Source organism: Streptomyces sp. NPDC023481, from assembly GCF_055560195.1.
Window position 1 is genome coordinate 291,341 of record NZ_JBVHJE010000001.1, and the last position, 17,606, is coordinate 308,946.

At 72.2% G+C, this 17,606-nt stretch carries 16 protein-coding genes; 6 read left to right on the forward strand and 10 right to left on the reverse strand.

What is annotated here, in order from left to right; all coding sequences use genetic code 11:
• Positions 1 to 2: 2 nt before the first annotated feature.
• Complete coding sequence (locus tag ACZ3ZD_RS01375; protein ID WP_467392282.1) at positions 3 to 842, forward strand: hypothetical protein; 840 nt, start codon at positions 3 to 5, stop codon at positions 840 to 842.
• A gap of 10 nt (positions 843 to 852) precedes the next feature.
• On the opposite strand, the gene ACZ3ZD_RS01380 is transcribed toward ACZ3ZD_RS01375, so the two are convergent.
• Both ACZ3ZD_RS01380 and ACZ3ZD_RS01385 read right to left on the reverse strand, forming a co-directional pair.
• Positions 853 to 2,688 carry an MFS transporter gene (locus tag ACZ3ZD_RS01380; protein ID WP_467392284.1) on the reverse strand — a complete coding sequence of 612 codons (1,836 nt, stop codon included), beginning with the start codon at positions 2,686 to 2,688 and terminating at the stop codon, positions 853 to 855.
• A 212-nt stretch (positions 2,689 to 2,900) separates the two neighbouring features.
• Positions 2,901 to 5,327 (reverse strand): D-alanyl-D-alanine carboxypeptidase, encoded by a 2,427-nt coding sequence (locus ACZ3ZD_RS01385; protein WP_467392286.1) that lies wholly within the window; start codon positions 5,325 to 5,327, stop codon positions 2,901 to 2,903.
• A 195-nt stretch (positions 5,328 to 5,522) separates the two neighbouring features.
• Here ACZ3ZD_RS01385 and ACZ3ZD_RS01390 point away from each other — a divergent pair, with 195 nt between their 5' ends.
• The 3 genes from ACZ3ZD_RS01390 (at position 5,523) to ACZ3ZD_RS01400 (ending at position 7,739) form a co-directional block, all read left to right on the forward strand.
• Positions 5,523 to 6,278 carry a GOLPH3/VPS74 family protein gene (locus tag ACZ3ZD_RS01390; protein WP_467392288.1) on the forward strand — a complete coding sequence of 252 codons (756 nt, stop codon included), beginning with the start codon at positions 5,523 to 5,525 and terminating at the stop codon, positions 6,276 to 6,278.
• 222 nt (positions 6,279 to 6,500) lie between these two features.
• Positions 6,501 to 7,358 carry a helix-turn-helix domain-containing protein gene (locus ACZ3ZD_RS01395; protein ID WP_467392290.1) on the forward strand — a complete coding sequence of 286 codons (858 nt, stop codon included), beginning with the start codon at positions 6,501 to 6,503 and terminating at the stop codon, positions 7,356 to 7,358.
• Between the two features lie 189 nt (positions 7,359 to 7,547).
• Entirely contained in the window at positions 7,548 to 7,739 is a 192-nt protein-coding gene (locus ACZ3ZD_RS01400; RefSeq protein ID WP_467392292.1) for a DUF397 domain-containing protein, read from the forward strand.
• A gap of 134 nt (positions 7,740 to 7,873) precedes the next feature.
• Here ACZ3ZD_RS01400 and ACZ3ZD_RS01405 read toward each other — a convergent pair whose 3' ends face one another.
• Positions 7,874 to 8,374 (reverse strand): glutathione peroxidase, encoded by a 501-nt coding sequence (locus ACZ3ZD_RS01405; protein ID WP_467392294.1) that lies wholly within the window; start codon positions 8,372 to 8,374, stop codon positions 7,874 to 7,876.
• On the reverse strand, positions 8,361 to 9,371 hold the full coding sequence (locus ACZ3ZD_RS01410; protein ID WP_467392296.1) for a helix-turn-helix domain-containing protein: 1,011 nt from the start codon (positions 9,369 to 9,371) through the stop codon (positions 8,361 to 8,363). Before ACZ3ZD_RS01410 ends, ACZ3ZD_RS01405 begins: the two co-directional genes overlap by 14 nt.
• A 77-nt stretch (positions 9,372 to 9,448) precedes the next feature.
• Here ACZ3ZD_RS01410 and ACZ3ZD_RS01415 point away from each other — a divergent pair, with 77 nt between their 5' ends.
• Positions 9,449 to 10,651, forward strand: coding sequence for an MFS transporter (locus tag ACZ3ZD_RS01415; RefSeq protein WP_467392297.1), 1,203 nt, complete (start codon positions 9,449 to 9,451; stop codon positions 10,649 to 10,651).
• Here the strand turns inward: ACZ3ZD_RS01415 and ACZ3ZD_RS01420 are convergent.
• The 3 genes from ACZ3ZD_RS01420 to ACZ3ZD_RS01430 form a co-directional block, all read right to left on the reverse strand.
• A complete protein-coding gene (locus ACZ3ZD_RS01420; RefSeq protein ID WP_467392299.1) occupies positions 10,584 to 11,423 on the reverse strand; it encodes a slipin family protein in 840 nt (279 codons plus the stop codon). The genes ACZ3ZD_RS01415 and ACZ3ZD_RS01420 overlap by 68 nt on opposite strands.
• Positions 11,424 to 11,550: 127 nt before the next feature.
• Positions 11,551 to 11,931: a VOC family protein gene (locus ACZ3ZD_RS01425; protein ID WP_467392300.1), complete on the reverse strand. Its 381-nt coding sequence runs from the start codon at positions 11,929 to 11,931 to the stop codon at positions 11,551 to 11,553.
• Between the two features lie 410 nt (positions 11,932 to 12,341).
• A complete protein-coding gene (locus tag ACZ3ZD_RS01430) occupies positions 12,342 to 13,121 on the reverse strand; it encodes an NAD(P)H-dependent oxidoreductase (RefSeq protein WP_467392302.1) in 780 nt (259 codons plus the stop codon).
• A 139-nt stretch (positions 13,122 to 13,260) separates the two neighbouring features.
• On the opposite strand from ACZ3ZD_RS01430, the gene ACZ3ZD_RS01435 reads away from it, so the two are divergent.
• On the forward strand, positions 13,261 to 14,112 hold the full coding sequence (locus ACZ3ZD_RS01435; RefSeq protein WP_467392304.1) for a helix-turn-helix transcriptional regulator: 852 nt from the start codon (positions 13,261 to 13,263) through the stop codon (positions 14,110 to 14,112).
• A gap of 291 nt (positions 14,113 to 14,403) precedes the next feature.
• Here ACZ3ZD_RS01435 and ACZ3ZD_RS01440 read toward each other — a convergent pair whose 3' ends face one another.
• The 3 genes from ACZ3ZD_RS01440 to ACZ3ZD_RS01450 all read right to left on the reverse strand — a co-directional run bounded on the left by ACZ3ZD_RS01440 (position 14,404) and on the right by ACZ3ZD_RS01450 (position 17,482).
• A complete protein-coding gene (locus ACZ3ZD_RS01440; protein ID WP_467392306.1) occupies positions 14,404 to 15,597 on the reverse strand; it encodes a PP2C family protein-serine/threonine phosphatase in 1,194 nt (397 codons plus the stop codon).
• 125 nt (positions 15,598 to 15,722) lie between these two features.
• The gene (locus ACZ3ZD_RS01445) at positions 15,723 to 16,235 is read right to left on the reverse strand and encodes a DUF5994 family protein (RefSeq protein ID WP_467392308.1); all 513 of its coding nucleotides are present in this window, start codon (positions 16,233 to 16,235) and stop codon (positions 15,723 to 15,725) included.
• Positions 16,236 to 16,495: 260 nt separating this feature from the next.
• A complete protein-coding gene (locus ACZ3ZD_RS01450; RefSeq protein WP_467392310.1) occupies positions 16,496 to 17,482 on the reverse strand; it encodes an STAS domain-containing protein in 987 nt (328 codons plus the stop codon).
• Positions 17,483 to 17,606 lie beyond the last annotated feature (124 nt).

Genomic DNA, 17,606 nt, shown 5'->3' on the forward strand with positions numbered 1-17,606 from the left:
GCGTGAGCGACGACACCCGCAGTGAGACGTACGCCGAACTGGCCGCCGTCGGCCCGTACGGCGTCCGCCCCGGCCACGCCCTGATCACCCTGGTCGAGCCGCACCCCGGCCACGAGTACGCCTACAACCGCTGGTACGAGGACGACCACTACTACGCCGGCGCGATGGCCATGCCCTGGATGTACGCGGGCCGCCGCTGGGTGGCGACCCGGGACCTGCAACTCCTGCGCTACCCGGCGGAGTCGGCGGTCGCCCGGCCGGTCACCGCCGGCTGCTACCTCTCCACCTACTGGATCACCGCCGGCCGCTACGACGACCACATGAAGTGGACGGTCGCCATCAACAAGCGCCTCAACCGGGACGCCCGCGTCCACCACGAGCGCACCCACGTCCTCACCGCCTTCCAGGACCACGAGGCGACGGTGTACCGCGACGGCGCCGCCGGGCCCCGGGACGTCCACGCCCTCGACCACCCCTACGCCGGCCTGGTCCTGGAGGTCCTCGACACCGACTCGCCCGGGCAGCGCGCCGCACTCCTGCGGTGGCTGCGCGACCGCCACCTCCCGCGCCGCCTCGCCGGCTCCCCGGCCGCCCTGGTCACCGTCTTCCGGCCGACCCCGCTGCCGGGCGACCGCATGACCTACGTCAAGCAGGTCGAGGGCGTGGACACCCGGCTGACCCTGCTGTGGTTCCTGGAACGGGACCCGCGGGAGTGCTGGGAGGAGCATTTCCGGGGGCTGGACGAACAGGTGGCCGCATCCGGCCTGGGCCGGGTGGAGCTGGTCGCGCCGTTCGTCCCGACGGTGCCGGGCACCGACCGGTACGTGGCCGAACTGCGGTGAGCGCGGACCCTCACCGCAGCCCGTCGGGACACGGCGTACCGCGCGGCAGCTGGTAGGGGGACGCCAGCCGGTACGTCCCGGCCTTCGGCGCCAGCAGCACCGTCCACCGGTCCCCGTTGGAGTCCTCCGGGGTCTGCGTCAGGCACCCGTAAACGTTCCGGTACGTCTTCGGGGTGCCGGACGACGGCTGCGGCGGCTTCACACTCCTGCCCTGCTCGTCCACGACGCTCAGCCAGGGCGAGTACGGGACCCGGATCAGGATCCGTCCCGCCTTGCTCACCCGCAGGGTCATCTCGCCCTGCTCGGCCCGGTCCACCACCGCGTTCGGCTCCGCCAGCTGCGTCGGATCGGTCACCTTGAACAGCTGCCAGTTGGCGTCGCCCCAGACCTGCGTCAGATACGGCATCCCGCGCTGCAACAGCGCCCGCTCGCGCTGACCGCCGTCCCCGTCCGGGTTGTCCTTGGGCAGCACGACGTAGTGCACGGCCCACCGCTGGAGCCACTCGTGGTAGTTCGCCGAGTTGAGGGTGTCGTCGTAGAAGAGCGGATTGCGCTCCATGTCGGCCTGCCGGTTCCAGCCGCGGGCCAGGTTGAAGTCCGGCGCCAGCGCGGAGGCCTCCCGGTGCGAGCGGGCCGGGACCACCTCGACCCTGCCCTTCTCCGCGCCCTGCTTCTGCAGCTGGTTGATCAGCGGCGCCAGCTCCCGCGCCCAGGACGCGGCCGGGGTGGTGTGGATGATGTCGTCCACCGACTTGTAGCCGATCCAGCCGGCGAAGCCGAGCAGGGCCAGCACGGCCACGTACCGGTCACGGGTCTTCGGCTCGGTGTACGGCAGGATCGCGACCAGCGTCGCACCCGCGAACAGCATCGGCAGCCGCGAGATGTTCGACCCGATCTGCGAGCTGATCAGCCACACCAGGACGACGGCGAGGCTGTAGACGGCGGCCGTCAGCCGCACCGTCACCCACTGCCTCGGCGCCAGGAACAGGCAGAACAGCCCGTACAGCAGCGGCATGACCACCGAGCCGAATCCCATGGGCTGGGTGCCGGAGAACGGGAACAGCCAGGCCGACACCGCGACCACCGCCGACGGCGCCAGACCCAGCGCCCACGCGCCCGGCCGCCGCTTCTGCAGGAACAGCGCCACCGCGACCAGGCCCACGAACAGCCCCGCCACCGGCGAGGCCATCGTGGCGAGCGCGGCCAGCGGGGCGGCGGTCAGCGCCTTGGCCCAGCGCTTGTACCGCCACCGGTACGGCCAGCAGAACACCGCCGCGACCGCGCCCAGCGCGAACATCGTGCCGAGCCCGAAGGTCACCCGGCCGGAGATCGCGTTGGCCAGCAGCGCGGCGACCCCGCCGAGCGCGGCCCACAGCGGGTTGCGCACCGACCGGCTGCGGATCAGGACCAGCGTCAGCAGGCCCGCCGACACCGTCCCGGCGATCATCATCGTCGTACGGACGCCGAGGACCGACATCAGATACGGCGACACCACGCTGTACGACACCGGGTGCATGCCCCCGTACCAGGCGAGGTTGTACGCCGAGTCCGGGTGCCGGCCGACGAACTCCGCCCACGCGTCCTGCGCCGCGAGATCGCCGCCGCTGTTCGCGAACGTGAAGAACCAGATGATGTGCAGCACACCGGCGAGCACCGTGACCGACAGCACGGGGTGCCGGAGCATCCGCTGCCGGAGGGGTTCGAGCGCGGCGAGGGCACGCGCGCGGGCGCCGGGGCGCACCTCCGGGGTACGACTGTCCGCGTCAGCCGCGGACGGCCGTATTCGCGGGTCCACTCCCGGGCCCGGATCTGCGTTGTCGGCGCGTGTCGGCTCCGCTGTGGCCACCTGAAGGCACTCCCCGTGATCCCGTCTTCTGTTCTCGGCCGCGTCCCCCGGTGGTCCCGGCCGCTTCCCGTCCCGGTCCGCGGTCCTGTCCCCGGACCGGCGACCTGCCCCGATTCGTGACGCTAGCACGCACCCCGCCACGGGGCTCCCGGGCGGGGGTCCTGAGGCGGGGTGCGCGGTCGTACGGGGCGGGCCGGGCCGCGGCGGGGCGGTCAGCCCAGCCGGGTGAGCCTGGCGCCGAAACCGGGCTCGGCCAGATCCTTCTGCAGGGCCACCGGAACCTTCACCGCGCCGGACGTCCCGTCACCCACGGTGAGCGTCCCGACCCGGGTGCCGGCCTTCGCGGTGTGCGGCACGGTCCCCGGCGCGAAGGACAGCCGCACCTTCAGACCGGACCAGCCGGCCGCCGTCACGTCCTGCGTGACCACGACCGGGGTGTGGCCGCCGAGCCGGTCGTCCACATAGCCGACCACCTGGCCCTTCTTCAGGACCTTCGCCGAGGTCAGCGCGTCCTGCGCGGCGAGCAGCGCGGTCTTGCTGACCGTGTTGACCGTCTCCAGGATCTTCGGCTTGTGCTGGCCGAGGATCGCGCCGACCAGGGTGACCGTGCGGCCGTCGACCTGCTTGCGCGAGGCGAAGAGCAGATTGCCGCCGGCCGCCGTGGTGCTGCCGGTCTTGATGCCGATCGCGCCCATGCGGTACGGCAGCTCGTTGTAGTTGGTCCAGTACTGGCCGGAGGGGTCCGTCCAGCTGGCCGCGCTGCTGATGGCCACGAGGGCCGGCACCTTCACGAACGCGCGGCCGAGCTTCACCTGGTCCTCGGCCGTGGAGACGGTGCTCTCCATCAGGCCCGAGGGGTCGGTGTACTTCGTGTCCCTCATCCCCAGCTGCCTGGCGGTGGCGTTCATCTCCTTCACGAACGCCGCCTCCGAGCCCGCGTCCCAGCGCGCGAGCAGCCGGGCGATGTTGTTGGCGGACGGGATCAGGACGGCGGACAGCGCCTGCTTCTCGGTGAGGTGGTCGCCGGCCTTGACGGTGTTCAGGGTGGACTCGCCCGCCTTGTCGTAGCCGCCCTCCTTCTCCGCCTTCGCGTCCACCTTGATCTTCGGGCCCTCCTGCCCCGGCTTCAGCGGGTGGTGCCTGAGGATGATGTACGCGGTCATGGTCTTGGCGACCGAGCCGATCGCCACGGGGGTCTGCTTGCCGAAGTGGCCCATCGTGCCGACGCCGTCCGCGTCGATCCAGCCCTGGCCCTCCCCGGGCCACGGCAGGGTGGTACGGCCGCCCTCGAACGTGTAGGTCTCCGCGCCGGTGAGCGCGAGGGTGGTGGAGGGCAGGGGGCGCACGGCCTGTACGACCGCGAAGACGACCACCAGGAGCAGGACCAGGGGGGTCCAGATCTTCACCCTGCGCACCAGCGTGCGGACCGGGGTCTCCGGGGGCGGCGGCGTGTTCGTCAGCTCCGCCAGCAGGTCCAGCGGCGGCTTCGGCGGCAACGGCTGCTGCGTGGTCCGCTCGGGGCCGACCTGGGGGACGGGGGTGGTGGCGTCGGCCGGCTGCGGCTTGTGCAGGTCGTCCTTCAGCGCGACGAACTTGCTGGTGCGCTCGGCGTCGGACTCCGGTGCCTTCGGCTTGCCGCCGAGCTTCAGCATGGTCGTCGGCTGGTCCACGTCGGTCTTCTTGGGCCGGGGGGCCTTGAAGACGGCGGTGGGCTGATCGACGGGCGCGGGGTCGGCGTCGGCGTCAGCGGCCTCCGCGTCCGCCTCGGCTTCGCGGGTCGCCTGCGGTGCCTCGGTGGTCGCGGCCTCCGCCTCGGCTTCGCCGTCGGCGTCCGTGTTCCCACCCGCACCACCCGTGCGGCTCTCGTCGTCGTCCTCGGGTGGCCCCTGCGGGACGCCGTCGGCGGCCTCGGGCTCGTCCCCGGTCTCCTCCGCCTCCCCCGCGTCCTCGCCACCGGCGCTGTCCTCGTCGTCCGCGACAGCCTCGGCGTCCTTGCCGGCCTTTGCGTCCGTGTCGGTCCCGGTCTTCGCGGTGGCGTCGCCCTTCGCCTCGCCCTCGGAGTCCTCGCCGGCGGCCGGCTCGACGTCCGCGTCGGCCTCACCGTCGGTGTCCGCCTCCGCGTCGGACGACTCCTCGGACTCCGCCTCCGCGTCGGAAGTCTTCTCCGGCTCGGCCTTCGCGTCGGAAGCCTTCTTCGGCTTCGGCTCCGCCTCCGCGTCGGAAGTCTCCTCGGGCTCCGCCTCCGCGTCGGACGAGTCCTCGGACTTCGCCTCCGCCTCCGCGTCGGAATTCTTCTCCGGCTCCGGCTCCGCCTCCGACGAACTCCCCGTCTCCGGCGAACCCTTCGGCTGGCCCTTCCCCTCCGGCGGAACCTCCGTCCCGCCGTCCGTGTCGGACGGTTCCGTGCCGGAGGTGTCCGTGTTCGCGGTGCGTACCCACGTGGAGGCCGCCTCGTGCAGGGCGGTGTCGGGGCGTACCGTCAGGATCTTCGTCGCCGTGTCCCCACCGCCCGCGGAATCCTTTTCGCGGGACACCACGAGACGCGGATCGCGCGCCTCGGGAACCGAACCCCCGCTCCCCGACGTCGGTTCCGCCGACGACTCGCGCTGCTTCGACCTGTCGGGGGACTCGCCCGCCACCGATGCCTCCTCATGCGCCGCGCGCTCACCCGCGCGCCCTGTCCGAACCATGTACCAGTGTCCTGTGTGCGGACCCGGCCCCTGCGCTAGACGAGAACGACATACCTGCCGGTTCCCTCACGAACCGGTCACGCGCCCTCGACAGACCAATGTGAGAGGGGTCACCCTGTCATTCATCCACGCGGGGAGGCATGGATGGGCAGGAGCCGCAGAACACTTCCGGAGGAGCTTCTGTTGCTGGCGCTGGACCCGACCACGGGTACCACCGCACAGCCGCAGTCGCTCGACCTCGGTCTGGCCGGTGCACAGCTAGTGGAGCTGGCACTGGCCGGACGGATAGCCCCAGACGGGGATCGTATCGCCGTGGTGGTACCACGGCCGACAGGAGATCCGACCCTGGACTGCGCGTTGGAGTTGCTGCGAAGGCGTGGCGCTCCTGTGCGTGCCGTCCACTGGATCGGCGGGCCCCGACTCGGGCTCCGCCAGACCTACCTCTCGCATCTGGAGCGGTGCGGCATGGTCGCCGCCGTACCGGGCCAGATGTGCGGGGTGTTGCCGACGACGCGCTACCAGTCGACGGACAACGACATCAGCCGGGAGATCCGTGCCCGGCTGGACTCCGCGATCCGCACCGGCGTACCGCCGGACCCGCGGACCGCGGCGCTCGCCGCGCTGGCGCACGCCGTCGGGCTCGGCAAGCACCTGTATCCGGGGAACGAGGGACGCTCGTCCCGGTCCCGGCTGCGGGACCTGATCCGGCACGACCCCATGGGCGGGCTGGTCGCCCACGCCGTGATGGACGTGCAGAACGGTGCGGCCGCCCAGCCGCGCCGGGGCCCGGCCACGGGCGGCCGCCCGGCCGCGCCCGGCGCCAGGCCCGCGCCGGAGCCCGCGCACGGGGTTCCGATGCAGCCGCGCCGCGGGTCCATGGCACGCGCCGTGGCCCACTGAACCGTCGCCCCCGTCCCCACAGACCCGGTTCGGGAGCCGCTGGTCCGAGCGGGGCGGTGAGACCCCCGTAGTCTCACCGCCCCGCTCGACTGCGTCCAGGAGTTCGAGCCGGCGCCGCATATCCCTCGTTTTCCAGCGGTAGAAAGCACCTTGGTGGCAGTCTGCTCAACAGCAGATACGCAAAGTGCCAGGTACAGGCAGGCAGCCGGAGGTGCACGTCCCGTGGCGTCCAATGTCAATCCCACCGTCAGGCGGCGCCGGCTCGGCCAGGAGCTGCGCAGGCTCCGCGAGCTCAAGGGCATGACGGCCGAAGAGGTGGCGGAGCGGCTGCTCGTGTCGCAGTCGAAGATCAGCAGACTGGAGAACGGCCGCAGGAGCATCAGCCAGCGCGACGTGCGCGACCTGTGCGGGGTGTACGAGGTCGAGGACCAGCGGATCGTCGACTCGCTGATGGAGATGGCCCGCGACTCCCGGCAGCAGGGCTGGTGGCACACCTTCGGGGACATCCCGTACAGCGTGTACATCGGGCTGGAGACGGACGCGGAGTCGCTGCGGGTGTACGAACCCCAGCTGGTGACCGGCCTGTTGCAGACCCACGCCTACGCGGAGGCCCTGGTGCAGGGTGCGTTGCCGGAGACGTCGACGGCCGAGATCGAGAAACGCGTCCAGGTGCGGATGCGCCGACAGGAACGTATCACCGCCGAGAACAACCCGCTGCGGCTGTGGGTGGTGCTGGACGAGGCGGCCCTGCGCCGGCTCGTGGGCAGCAGGCTGGTGATGCGGGAGCAACTGGAGCACCTGATCGAGATGTCCCAACTGCCGCACGTGACCGTGCAGGTGCTGCCGTTCGAGGTGGGCGCGCACCCCGGGCTCAACGGCCAGTACGCGATCCTGGAGTTCGCCGACGCGGCCGACTCCAGCGTGGTCTACCTGGAGGGCGTCACCAGCGACCTGTACCTGGAGAAGGCGCAGGACGTGCAGAAGTACGCCGTGATGTACGAGCATCTGCGGGCACAGTCCCTCAATGTGGAGGCTTCCCGGCAGTTCATCGCGAACATGGCGAAACAGTACGCGGAATGAGCCCGAGTCGCATGGGGCGCGGGATCGTACACCGCCGGTCGGCTCCAGTGGAAGGCTCGCCTGGAATATGCCATCCGGTCGAGTGAACGGCTCCTCCGGCCGAGGCAGTTGCCCGGTAGCGTCGATCACGCCAGTCAGACGACATGGTTGGCGTGAACCGCACTATCGCAACTCGCAACAGGAGTGGACATGGCACTGATTCAGGGCGCTTCCGGGACGTGGATGAAGTCCTCCTATTCCGCGGGCAACGGCGCCTGCGTCGAGGTCAAGTCGCCCACCGCCGCCGAACTCGCCGTCCGCGACTCCAAGACCCCCGAGGGTCCGGTCCTGGCCTTCCCCGCCGACGCGTGGAACGCCTTCGTGTCCTCGGTCAAGGCGTGAGGGGTTCTCCCTGACCCTGACCCGGACGACAACTGCACAAGCACCACCCCGGAGAGCCCTCTCGACCAGTCGCCGTCCTTGCCGAGAGGGCTCACCGCCCGGTCCGGGACCGGGCGGTGAGCGGTGGTCGGGGCTCAGCCCAGCTGGGCCTCGATCGCGGAGACCACCTCGGCCGACTCCGGCTCGGTCTGCGGCGAGAACCGCGCGGCCACCCGGCCGTCCCGGCCGATCAGGAACTTCTCGAAGTTCCAGCGGATGTCCCCGCTGTGCCCCTCGGCGTCCGCGAACCCGACGAGCCGCTCGTACAGCGGATGCCGGCCCTCCCCGTTCACCTCCACCTTCTCGGTCAGCGGGAACGTCACGCCGTACGTCGCCGAGCAGAACTCCGCGATCTCCTCGGCGGTGCCGGGCTCCTGCCCGAGGAACTGGTTGCAGGGCACGCCCAGCACGGTGAAGCCCCGCTCGGCGTACCGCTCCTGCAGCTTCTCCAGCCCGGAGTACTGCGGGGTCAGGCCGCACTTGGAGGCCACGTTCACGAGGAGCACGGCCTTGCCCGCGTACTGCGGCAGGTTCGCGGAGCCCCCGGTGAGCGCCCCGATCTCGACATCCAGCACGTTCTGGTCAGTAGTCGTCATGCCCGGATGCTAGCCCCGCCGGGTCACGCTCTCCTCGCCCGGCCTCGACCAGCACGTCACCGGCCGGCGTCCGCACGTACAGCACCGACCGTCCGGCCCGCCGCCGCTCCACCAGCCCCGCCTCCCGCAGCACCCGCAGATGCCGGCCGACCGAGCCGAGTCCCTGCCCGGTGACGGCGGTCAGCTGGCTGGTGCTCATCGGGGAGCCGAGCAGCACCAGCACCCCGGCCCGGGCCGCCCCGAGCAGCGCGCCCAGCCCCGCGGGCACCGGCCGCCCGCCGTCCCCGGCCAGGACACCGGTGCAGGGGTACACCACGGCGTACCGCTGCCCCTCATCCCAGGACACCCAGCCGGTGCGCTGTGCGGTCACCGGCACGAACAGCAGCGCGGCGCCGGAGATCGCACGCGGCGGGTAGGCGTGCAGATTGACCTGGAACCGGTCGCCCCCGAGCCAGCGGGTGCCGCCCGGCCGCAGCGAGTCCAGCACGCTCGCCCAGCCGTCCCGGCTCGCCCGCGCGGTCCGCGCGACCACGTCCGCCTCCAGCACCCGCCGGCGCCGCTCCCAGTACGGCCGTACGGTCTCCCGCCACACCCACTCCAGCAGTCCGGCCGCCCGCTCCGGCAGGTCGTCCCGGTCCAGCTCGGCCGGGAGCGGCCCGGCGAGGGAGAGCCGCAGATGGGCGCGGGCGGCGCCGGGGGCGGCCGCGCGCACCCGGGCCACCTCCTCGGCGAAGCCCTCCCCGGCGCGGGGCGCGGGCGTGAGGAAGTCGGCGATCCAGTCGTGGCCCAGCCCCGCCCGCACCAGCCGGGCCGTCACCGGGTCGGCCGCGAGCCGGGCCCGGTAGCCGGGCAGATGGGCGCCCAGCCAGGCGTACTCACCGGGGTGCGTGCCCTGCCCGGCGTGCAGCAGCTTCAGACAGGCGAAGGTCTCGGCGAGCGGCGAGATGACGAACCGGCTGTGCGCGAGGGTGTCCGCGTCGACCTGCCACCACCCCATGCGCCCCCCCTGTACGACCTTTCGCGTGAGGGCGAAACAATAACGAGCCGTCCGCGGCCCCGCCGAGACTCCGGGACATGCCCGGTTACCGATCCCTGCTCCGCACCCCGGAGTTCACCCCGCTCCTCCTCGGCGCGGCCGCGCAGACCGCGGCCCAGACCGTCGGCGGACTCGCCCTCGGCGTCCTCGTGTTCCGGGCGACCGGCTCCCCGCTGCTGTCGGCGCTGAGCATGTTCGGCTCGTCGCTCGCCCAGGTGCTGGGCGCCACCTTCCTGCTGTCCGGCGCCGACCGGCTGCCCCCGCGTACGGCCCTGTCGGCGATCGCGCTGGTCTTCGCGGCCGGGACGGCGGTGCAGGCACTGCCCGGCCTGCCCGCCGGCGCCCTCCTCACCGTCGTCCTCCTGCTGGGCCTGGTCGCCTCGCTCGGCGGCGGGGTCCGCTGGGGGCTGCTCAACGAGATCCTCGCCGAGGACGGCTACCTGCCGGGGCGTTCGCTGTTCAACATGATGAGCGGGCTGATGCAGATCACCGGGTTCGCCACCGGCGGCGCCCTGCTCGCCGCGCTCTCGCCGCGCGCCTGTCTGCTGGCGGCGGCGTTCCTGTACCTGGCGGCCGCGCTCGTCCTGCGGTGCGGCCTGACCGCCCGGCCGCCCCGCGCCACCGGCAGGCCCTCGCCGTCGGCGACCTGGCGCACCAACGCCGCACTGTGGTCGTCCCGGCCGCGCCGCCTGACCTACCTGGGCCTGTGGCTGCCCAACGGCATGGTCGTCGGCTGCGAGTCGCTGTACGTGTCGTACGCCCCGCACGCGGCCGGCACCCTGTTCGCCTGCGCGGCGCTCGGCATGTTCGCCGGGGACGTGACGGTCGGCCGGCTGCTGCCCGCCGCCGTCCGCACCCGGCTGGCCACCCCGCTGCTGCTCCTGCTGGCCACGCCGTACCTGCTGTTCGCCGCGCACCCGCCGGTGCCGGTGGCCGCGGTCTGTGTGACCGTGGCCTCCGTCGGCTTCGGGGCGGGCCTGGTGCAGCAGGAGCGGCTGATGCGCCTGACCCCCGCCGCCATGGCCGGTCAGGCCCTCGGCCTGCACTCGGCGGGCATGCTGACCCTCCAGGGCGTCAGCGCGACGGCGGCGGGCACGCTGGCCCAGTTCACCTCGCCCGCCGCGGCGATGGCCGTGATGGCGGCGGGCTCGGCCGCCGTGACCCTGGCGCTGGTCACGGCTGCTCGACGGGGCCCGGCTCTGCCGTCGGCCGAGCCGGCGCCGCAGCGGTCTCCGTCGTGACCTCGGCGTCGATCTTCTTCACGGCCCGGTCGAAGTAGCGCAGCAGCTCCACCGGGAACGGCATGACCAGCGTGGAGTTCTTCTCGGCGGCCACCTCGACGACGGTCTGCAGCAGGCGCAGCTGCATGGCCTCCGGGGTGTCCGACATGATCCGGGAGGCGTTGGCGAGCTGCTGCGCTGCCTGGAACTCACCGTCCGCGGTGATGACCCGGGCCCGCCGCTCCCGCTCGGCCTCGGCCTGCCGCGACATGGACCGCTTCAGCGACTCCGGGAGCTGTACGTCCTTGATCTCCACCCGGTCGATGTGGACGCCCCACCCGGCGGCCGGGCTGTCGATCATCAGCGCGAGCCCCTCGTGCAGCCGCTCCCGGTCGCTCAGCAGGTCGTCCAGGTCGCTCTTGCCGATGATGGACCGCAGGGAGGACTGGGCGACCTGCCCGACGGCGAAGACGTAGTCCTGCACCTCGATGGCCGCGCGCACCGGGTCGGTGACCCGGAAGTAGACGACGGCGTCCACCTTCACCGACACGTTGTCCCGGGTGATGCCCTCCTGGGTGGGCACCGGCATCGTCGCCACCTGCACGTTCACCTTGCGCATGCGGTCGGCGAACGGGATGAGGAAGGTGACGCCCGGCTGCCGGTAGCTGGGCAGCGCCTTGCCCCACCGGAACACCACCCCGCGCTCCACCTGGTTGACGACCCGCATCCCGCTCTTCAGCACGAGCAGCAGGAGGGCGGCGACGGCCACCACTGCGACGACGGTGCCTTCCATGGCACTCCCCTTCTCCGACACGATCCGCACGACCGGACAACGAGGAGGACACGGGAAGCGGGGCCCGCGGATCCGGCCCCGGCGTCAGGGAAACGTAAAGAAGTGGCGCCGCGCCGGGGCGGGACCGTCAGAGCGGGTTGAGGCGGGCCTTGAGGAGGCAGAACTCGTTGCCCTCGGGGTCGGCGAGGACGTGCCACTGCTCGTCGCCGGTCTGCCCGATGTCGGCGGGGCGCGCGCCGAGCTCCAACAGGCGTCGGAGTTCGGCGTCCTGGTCGCGGTCGGTGGGGTTCACGTCGATGTGCAGCCGGGACTTCCCGGGCTCCGGCTCGTCCCGGCGGCTGAGGAAGAGCGTCGGCTGCGCGCCGCCGAACCCTTCGCGGGGGCCGATCTCGATGCTGCCGTCGTCCTCGCGGCCGAGCACCACGAAGTCCAGCACCTCGCACCAGAACCGCGCCAGCACCTCGGGTTCGCGGCAACCGAGCACGAGTTCACCGATACGACACGCCATGGACGGAACCTTCTCTCAGCGGGGTGACTGCGGGGGCCGCGCGGAGCGGTGGGGCTCGGCGCGGCGGGAACACGGGGGAGACCGTACCGGGCGGGGCGGGCCGGGGCGACGGGGTTTCCGGGACCTGCGGCGACGTCACGGCCCGGCCGGGGCCCGCGGCGACGTCACGGCCCGGCCGGGGCCCGCGGCGACGTCACGGGCCGGTCGGTGTCACGGGCCGGTCGGTGTCGCGGGCCGGTCGGTGTCGCGGGCCGGTCGGTGTCGCGGCCCGGTCGGCGTCACGGCCTGGCCGGTCGCGGGTGATCGGTCGCCTGGGCCCACTCCTCTCCTTCGGGTCCTGCCGGCGCACCGGGCCGGCCCCTGTCACGCACCTCGGTACGCGCCCGGCTCGTCCTGTCCGTCTCCCGCGGTCAGCCCCGCACGTGCAGCCCGAAACCCGTGCGGCCCGCGGGCTCCAGTCCCTCCCTCAGGTGCAGCGAGGGAATCTCATAGTCACCGAAGTTCTGCCGCCGGAAAGGGATCGGCTCGGTCGACTCCAGGGTGAGCAGGCGCTGCTTCCACGCCTTGGCGACATCCGGGTAGTCCTCGTCGGTCATCCGGTCGGTGCCGTACAGCACGAACGGCGGCAGCACGTCGATGCCCGGGTAGTAGAGGATGCCGTGCTGAATCGGGAACAGCAGGTCGTCGATGGGGCCGTTGATCCCGCGGGCGGCGTAATGCGGCTCCGGGCCGCCGGTGGTCACCGACAGCAGGGCCCTGCGGCCCGCGAGGACCCCTTCGCCGAAGCGCTCGCCGTACTTGCTGTCGCTGTGCTCGCCGACGCCGTACGCGAAGTGGAAGGTGAACACCCGGTCCACCCAGCCCTTGAGGATCGCGGGCATCGTGTACCACCACAGCGGGAACTGGAAGATGATCGTGTCGGCCCACAGCAGCTTCTCCTGCTCGGTGCGGACGTCCGGGGTGAGCGCCCCGGCGTCGAAGGCCCGGCCCGAGTCCCGCGCGACTTTCAGCGGACTCGAGGCATGGGGGCCGTAGTCCGCGGCGTCCACGACCGCCTTCCAGTTCATCGCGTACAGATCACTCACCTGCACCTCGTGCCCGGCGTTCTCCAGTGTGTCCACCGCGAGGTTCTTCAGCGAGCCGTTGAGCGACTCCGGCTCCGGGTGGGCGTAAACGATCAGCGTCTTCATCGGAACTCCTTCGGATCGGATGCCGTCGATTCTGGGCGCCGCGGCGCCCGGCGTTCAGGGACGGCCCTTCCCTCCGACTGGACTTCCTGGTAACGGCAGTACCACCTCCACGGGCCACGGCGAGGCCATACTGGGAGGCATGGACGATCTTGCGAGCTTCCTGCGGACCCGGCGCTCCCGGGTCGACCCGGCAGCCGTCGGCATCCCCACCGACAGTCGCCGCCGGGTCGCAGGGTTGCGCCGCGAAGAGGTCGCGCACCTGTCCGGAGTCAGCGTCGACTACTACGTACGCCTGGAGCAGGGCCGCGCGACCCAGCCCTCCGAGCAGGTCCTCGACGCGCTCGCCCGCGTCCTCGGCCTCGACGAGACCGAACGCGGACACCTCTCCCGGCTCGCGCGGCAGCGCCGGCGTCGCGCGAAGGTACCGGGCGGGCGAGTGCGGCCCGAACTGCTGCGCGTCCTCGACCTGGTCGCCGACGCACCCGCGCTGATCATGGACCCCCGCCTGAACGTGCTCGCCGGGAACCGCCTCGCCGGGCTCCTCTACGGCCGGCCTGTGCCGGGCCTGAACACTGCCCGGCACATCTTCCTCGAGGAGACCGAGCGGGGCCTTTACGCGGACTGGGAGAACTGCACCCTCGACGTGGTCGGGCATCTGCGCCTGGCCGCCGGCAAGTACCCCGAGGACCGCCACCTGGCCTCGCTCATCGGCGAGCTGGCGATGGGCAGCGAGCGCTTCCGACGCCTCTGGGCCCGCGCGGACGTGCGCGCCCGCACCCATGGGCGCAAGGCGTACCGGCACCCGCTGGTCGGACTGCTGGAGCTGCACCAGGAGAACTTCGCACTGCCGGACGCGTCCGGCATGGAGCTGCTGGTGCTGTCCGCGGCCCCCGGCAGCCCCTCCGAGGACGGCCTGCGCCTGCTCGCGGCCCTGGGCGCGGACCGCGGCGACACGCACCCCAGAGTGAACGCTCAGTCCCCCGGCGAGTAACACCGACGGCTCCCGGTCCCGGGCCCGGCTGAACCCCGGAGCGACTTCAGGGGCTTCGGCCTGACGCGGCTCAAGGGCGCAGTCCCGCTCACCACCCTCGGCGCCGGGGCCTGAACCCTGGGCGGCGCGATCGCCCGGGAGAGCAGCAGCTTGTGCGGGTCGATCTCGGACGTGACAGCCGACCTTGACGGTGTGGCAGGGTGGGGTACAAGGTCGCCGGCATGGTGCGGACCCGTCTGCGGGCCACCTGTGCGACGGCCCGGATGCCGTCCTTTCACCGGGAACGAGAGGTCAGCCGCGCCACTCCACCATGAGCAGTGTCGCGTCGTCGCTGGTCTGTCCGCCCCGCGCCCGTTCGAGTGTGTGGGACAGGGTGCGCGTCACCGCCCGGATGCCGCGGCCGGTCCTCTCCAGCTGGTTCACACAGTCGATCAGCTGGTCCTCGCCGAACTCCTCCCCGCCGCTCCTGTGTTCCTCGACCACTCCGTCGGTGAAGCAGAGGACCCGGTCCCCGGGCACCAGCCCCAGTTCGCTCACCCGAGGCTCCGAACCGCCCATGCCGACGGGAAGGGTCGTCGGGGCGTCCAGACGCTGTGCGACGCGGTGGTCGCGGACGAGGATCGGCGGTGGGTGCCCGGCGTTGACCCACTGCACCCGCCCCGTCGTCGTGTCCAGCTGCAGCATCTGCGCGGTGGCGAAGTGCTCGGGACCGAACTGCTCGGCCACGGCGCGGTCCATGAACTCGTAGATCTCCGACAGTCCGATGCCGGCGCGGCGGGCATGGCGGTAGGCGCCGATGGCCACGGTGGCCATCGTGGCCGCGTCCAGTCCGTGGCCCATCGCGTCGATCATGACCACGTGGAGGACATCGCCGTTCAGCGCGTAGTCGAAGCTGTCGCCGCCCACGTCGTAGGCGGGTTCCAGGATTCCGGCCACGGCGACCCGGGGCATGATCATGGCCAGCGGTGGCAGCAGGGACCACTGGATCTCCGCGGCGACGCTCATGGCCTCATCGCGTCGGACGTCGAAGAACAGGTCGGAGTAGCCGTGCTTGGTCACCAGCAGGTCGGCCACCAGGCCGGAGATCCTGAGCAGCAGGCGGCGGTCGTCGTCATCGACGCTGTCCAGCGTCACCGCCATGACTCCCACCTGGTCACCGCCGTCCAGCAGAGGCAGATGGACCCGGACGCCGTCCTCCTGGGGCACCTCGACAGGGACGGCGTCGAGAAAGCAGCGGCCCGCCTCGGAGTCGTCGATCACCTGGGGTTCCCCGCCGGTGAGGCCCTCACCGGGCAGCGGTACGAGCACCAACTGGCCGTAGTCCTGCAACAGCACCTGCGGACGGCGGCCACCGAGCCGGTCCACCACGTCGGCGACCACGGGCCCGATGAGATGGGGCGGGAGTTCGTGCGCGCTGTCGAGGATCTTTCCGAGGAGCGCCTCCCCGAAGCTCTCGGACCGGTCCGGGCGCCGTCCTGCCGTCATCCGCTCACCTTCCGCGGTCAGGCGTCGGGCAGGCGCGGACCGGGATGACAACGGATCCGTCGGTGCCATGGCTCCATCATGCGGTCGTGGATGCCCAGCCCGCCGGTCGGGCGGAGCCGGGCTGCTCACCTGGGTCCGGCTCCGCCTTCCGACTCCCCTGCGTCCTGTCCGTCGGGCCCGCTCCCGGCGAGTGCCGGCAGGCGCGGAGCCGACAGGAGGTTCGCGGGATCGGCGGCGGCGGTCAGCAGCCGGGTGGCCACTCGGGCCGGCTCGTCCGCGGGGATCACCAGCAGTTCCCAGCTCCCCACGGTGCCGCAGTCCACGGTGATGGCATGCGCCTCGGCGGCGGAACCGGTCAGCACCACCTCGATCACGTGGCCGGGCGCCATCACCTGCTGCGGGGCATCGGGCCAGACGGCCGTCCCCACGGTCACGCGGATGACGGTGCCGATGCCCGGATCCAAGGAGCCGACCAGTACGGGCAGCTCCAGTTCCAGTGCGTCGCAGCGTGGCCACCACGCGCCGTCCAGGGGGCCGTGACTGGCGTCCGGCGTGAGGCGCAACCGGGGCAGGGGCATCCGGTAGGAGTGTCCGTCACCCGGGGCCGTACCTTCGGCGGGCTTCGTGGTGGCGTTCATCGTGCGATCCCGTTCCGGGCCGTGCGGTTCCCGGCTGCCCGCGTCTATCACTCGCCGGGAACGGCGCCGTCGTCATCGTGCGCCCGGAAGTTCTCGGTATGCCCAGATTACTCCCGGCTGTGACGGGCGGCGTGGCGGCCGGCCGTCGCGCTGCCACATCACCGGCATCATCGGCGTGCCAAGGGCTGCCCTCCGGCGGACAAGGTCAGCACGCAGGGGGCGACGGGGCCGGGCAGCCCGACGACCTCACCCATGTTCTGTCAGCCCCAGGACGCGAAGGCGGCTCGTGCTCCCCGGTCGGCAGGATGAAGCAGGGTGACCCCGAGGGAGGAGTGCAGGTCTGCGAGGAGACGCTGTTGCAGGCGGTGGGCGATGTCACGGTGCTGAACGTGCGGACGGGCCACGATCTGGGTCAGGACGACGAACCGCGCGCAGGAGGTGAGCCGCAGGATGATCTCCTGGAACGTCCCGTCGCCCTGCCGGCCGTCGGAGCCGTCGGAGCCGTAGGAGCCCACCGGAAAACCGAAGGCGCACCCGACCAGCACCGTCGTCTCGGCGACCAACAGGGCGAAGCCGGGGCGGTGGGCGGTGACCGCCAGGCGGTGCAGGAGGTCTCCGCGGTCGTGGTACGCCTCTCCGACGGTGCCCGCGACGGACTCCGCAGCCAGGTCGGCGATGTCCTCGCGCATGTCTTCTGCCTGCCGGCGGGTCAGCCGGCGCAGGCGGATACCGTCCCTGAGGACCGGCTGGTCCGGCCGACGAGCGGGGTCCTCGGGCGCCCGCGTCGCGGTACTCGTGAGGTCGCTGGATGCGGTGGGCGGCACGGGACACACGGGGGCCGTGAGGAGCAGCGAAGCCGATCCGGTGGCATCGAGGAGCCGGGCGATCTGAGCGCACGGATGATGCAGCCGCAGGCGAGCGTGGACCCGGCCGGCGCGCCGCGCTGCCGACAGGAGGACGGCCAAGCCCCTGGCGTCGCAGGAGCCGACCGTGGTCAGGTCGATGTCGATCTCGGTGACGCCGTCCAGCAGACACTGCTCCACCGCGGCCCGCAGCAGCGGGGTGGTGGCCGGCCCGATGTCGCCGGCGAGCGTGACGAGCGTTCGCTCTCCTCGGTTCCGCCGATGGATGTCCAGCCGGGAGAGGGCCGACCTGCGCGGGCGCCCCGTCAGCTGCTCTGCCGTGCCCGGCTCGGCGCGGCTCCTGCCGTGATCGGCTCGCTGAGTCGCTTCGACCGCGGCGGACATGGTGCCGACCCGTCTCCGCGCCGACCACGGGGGGGGGGGGGGGGCGGCCCGGATCCACTCGTCTCTCGCCGAGGACGACCCGGCGTGGTGGCCGGAGTGCGTGATGCCCTCGGTACTTCCACCG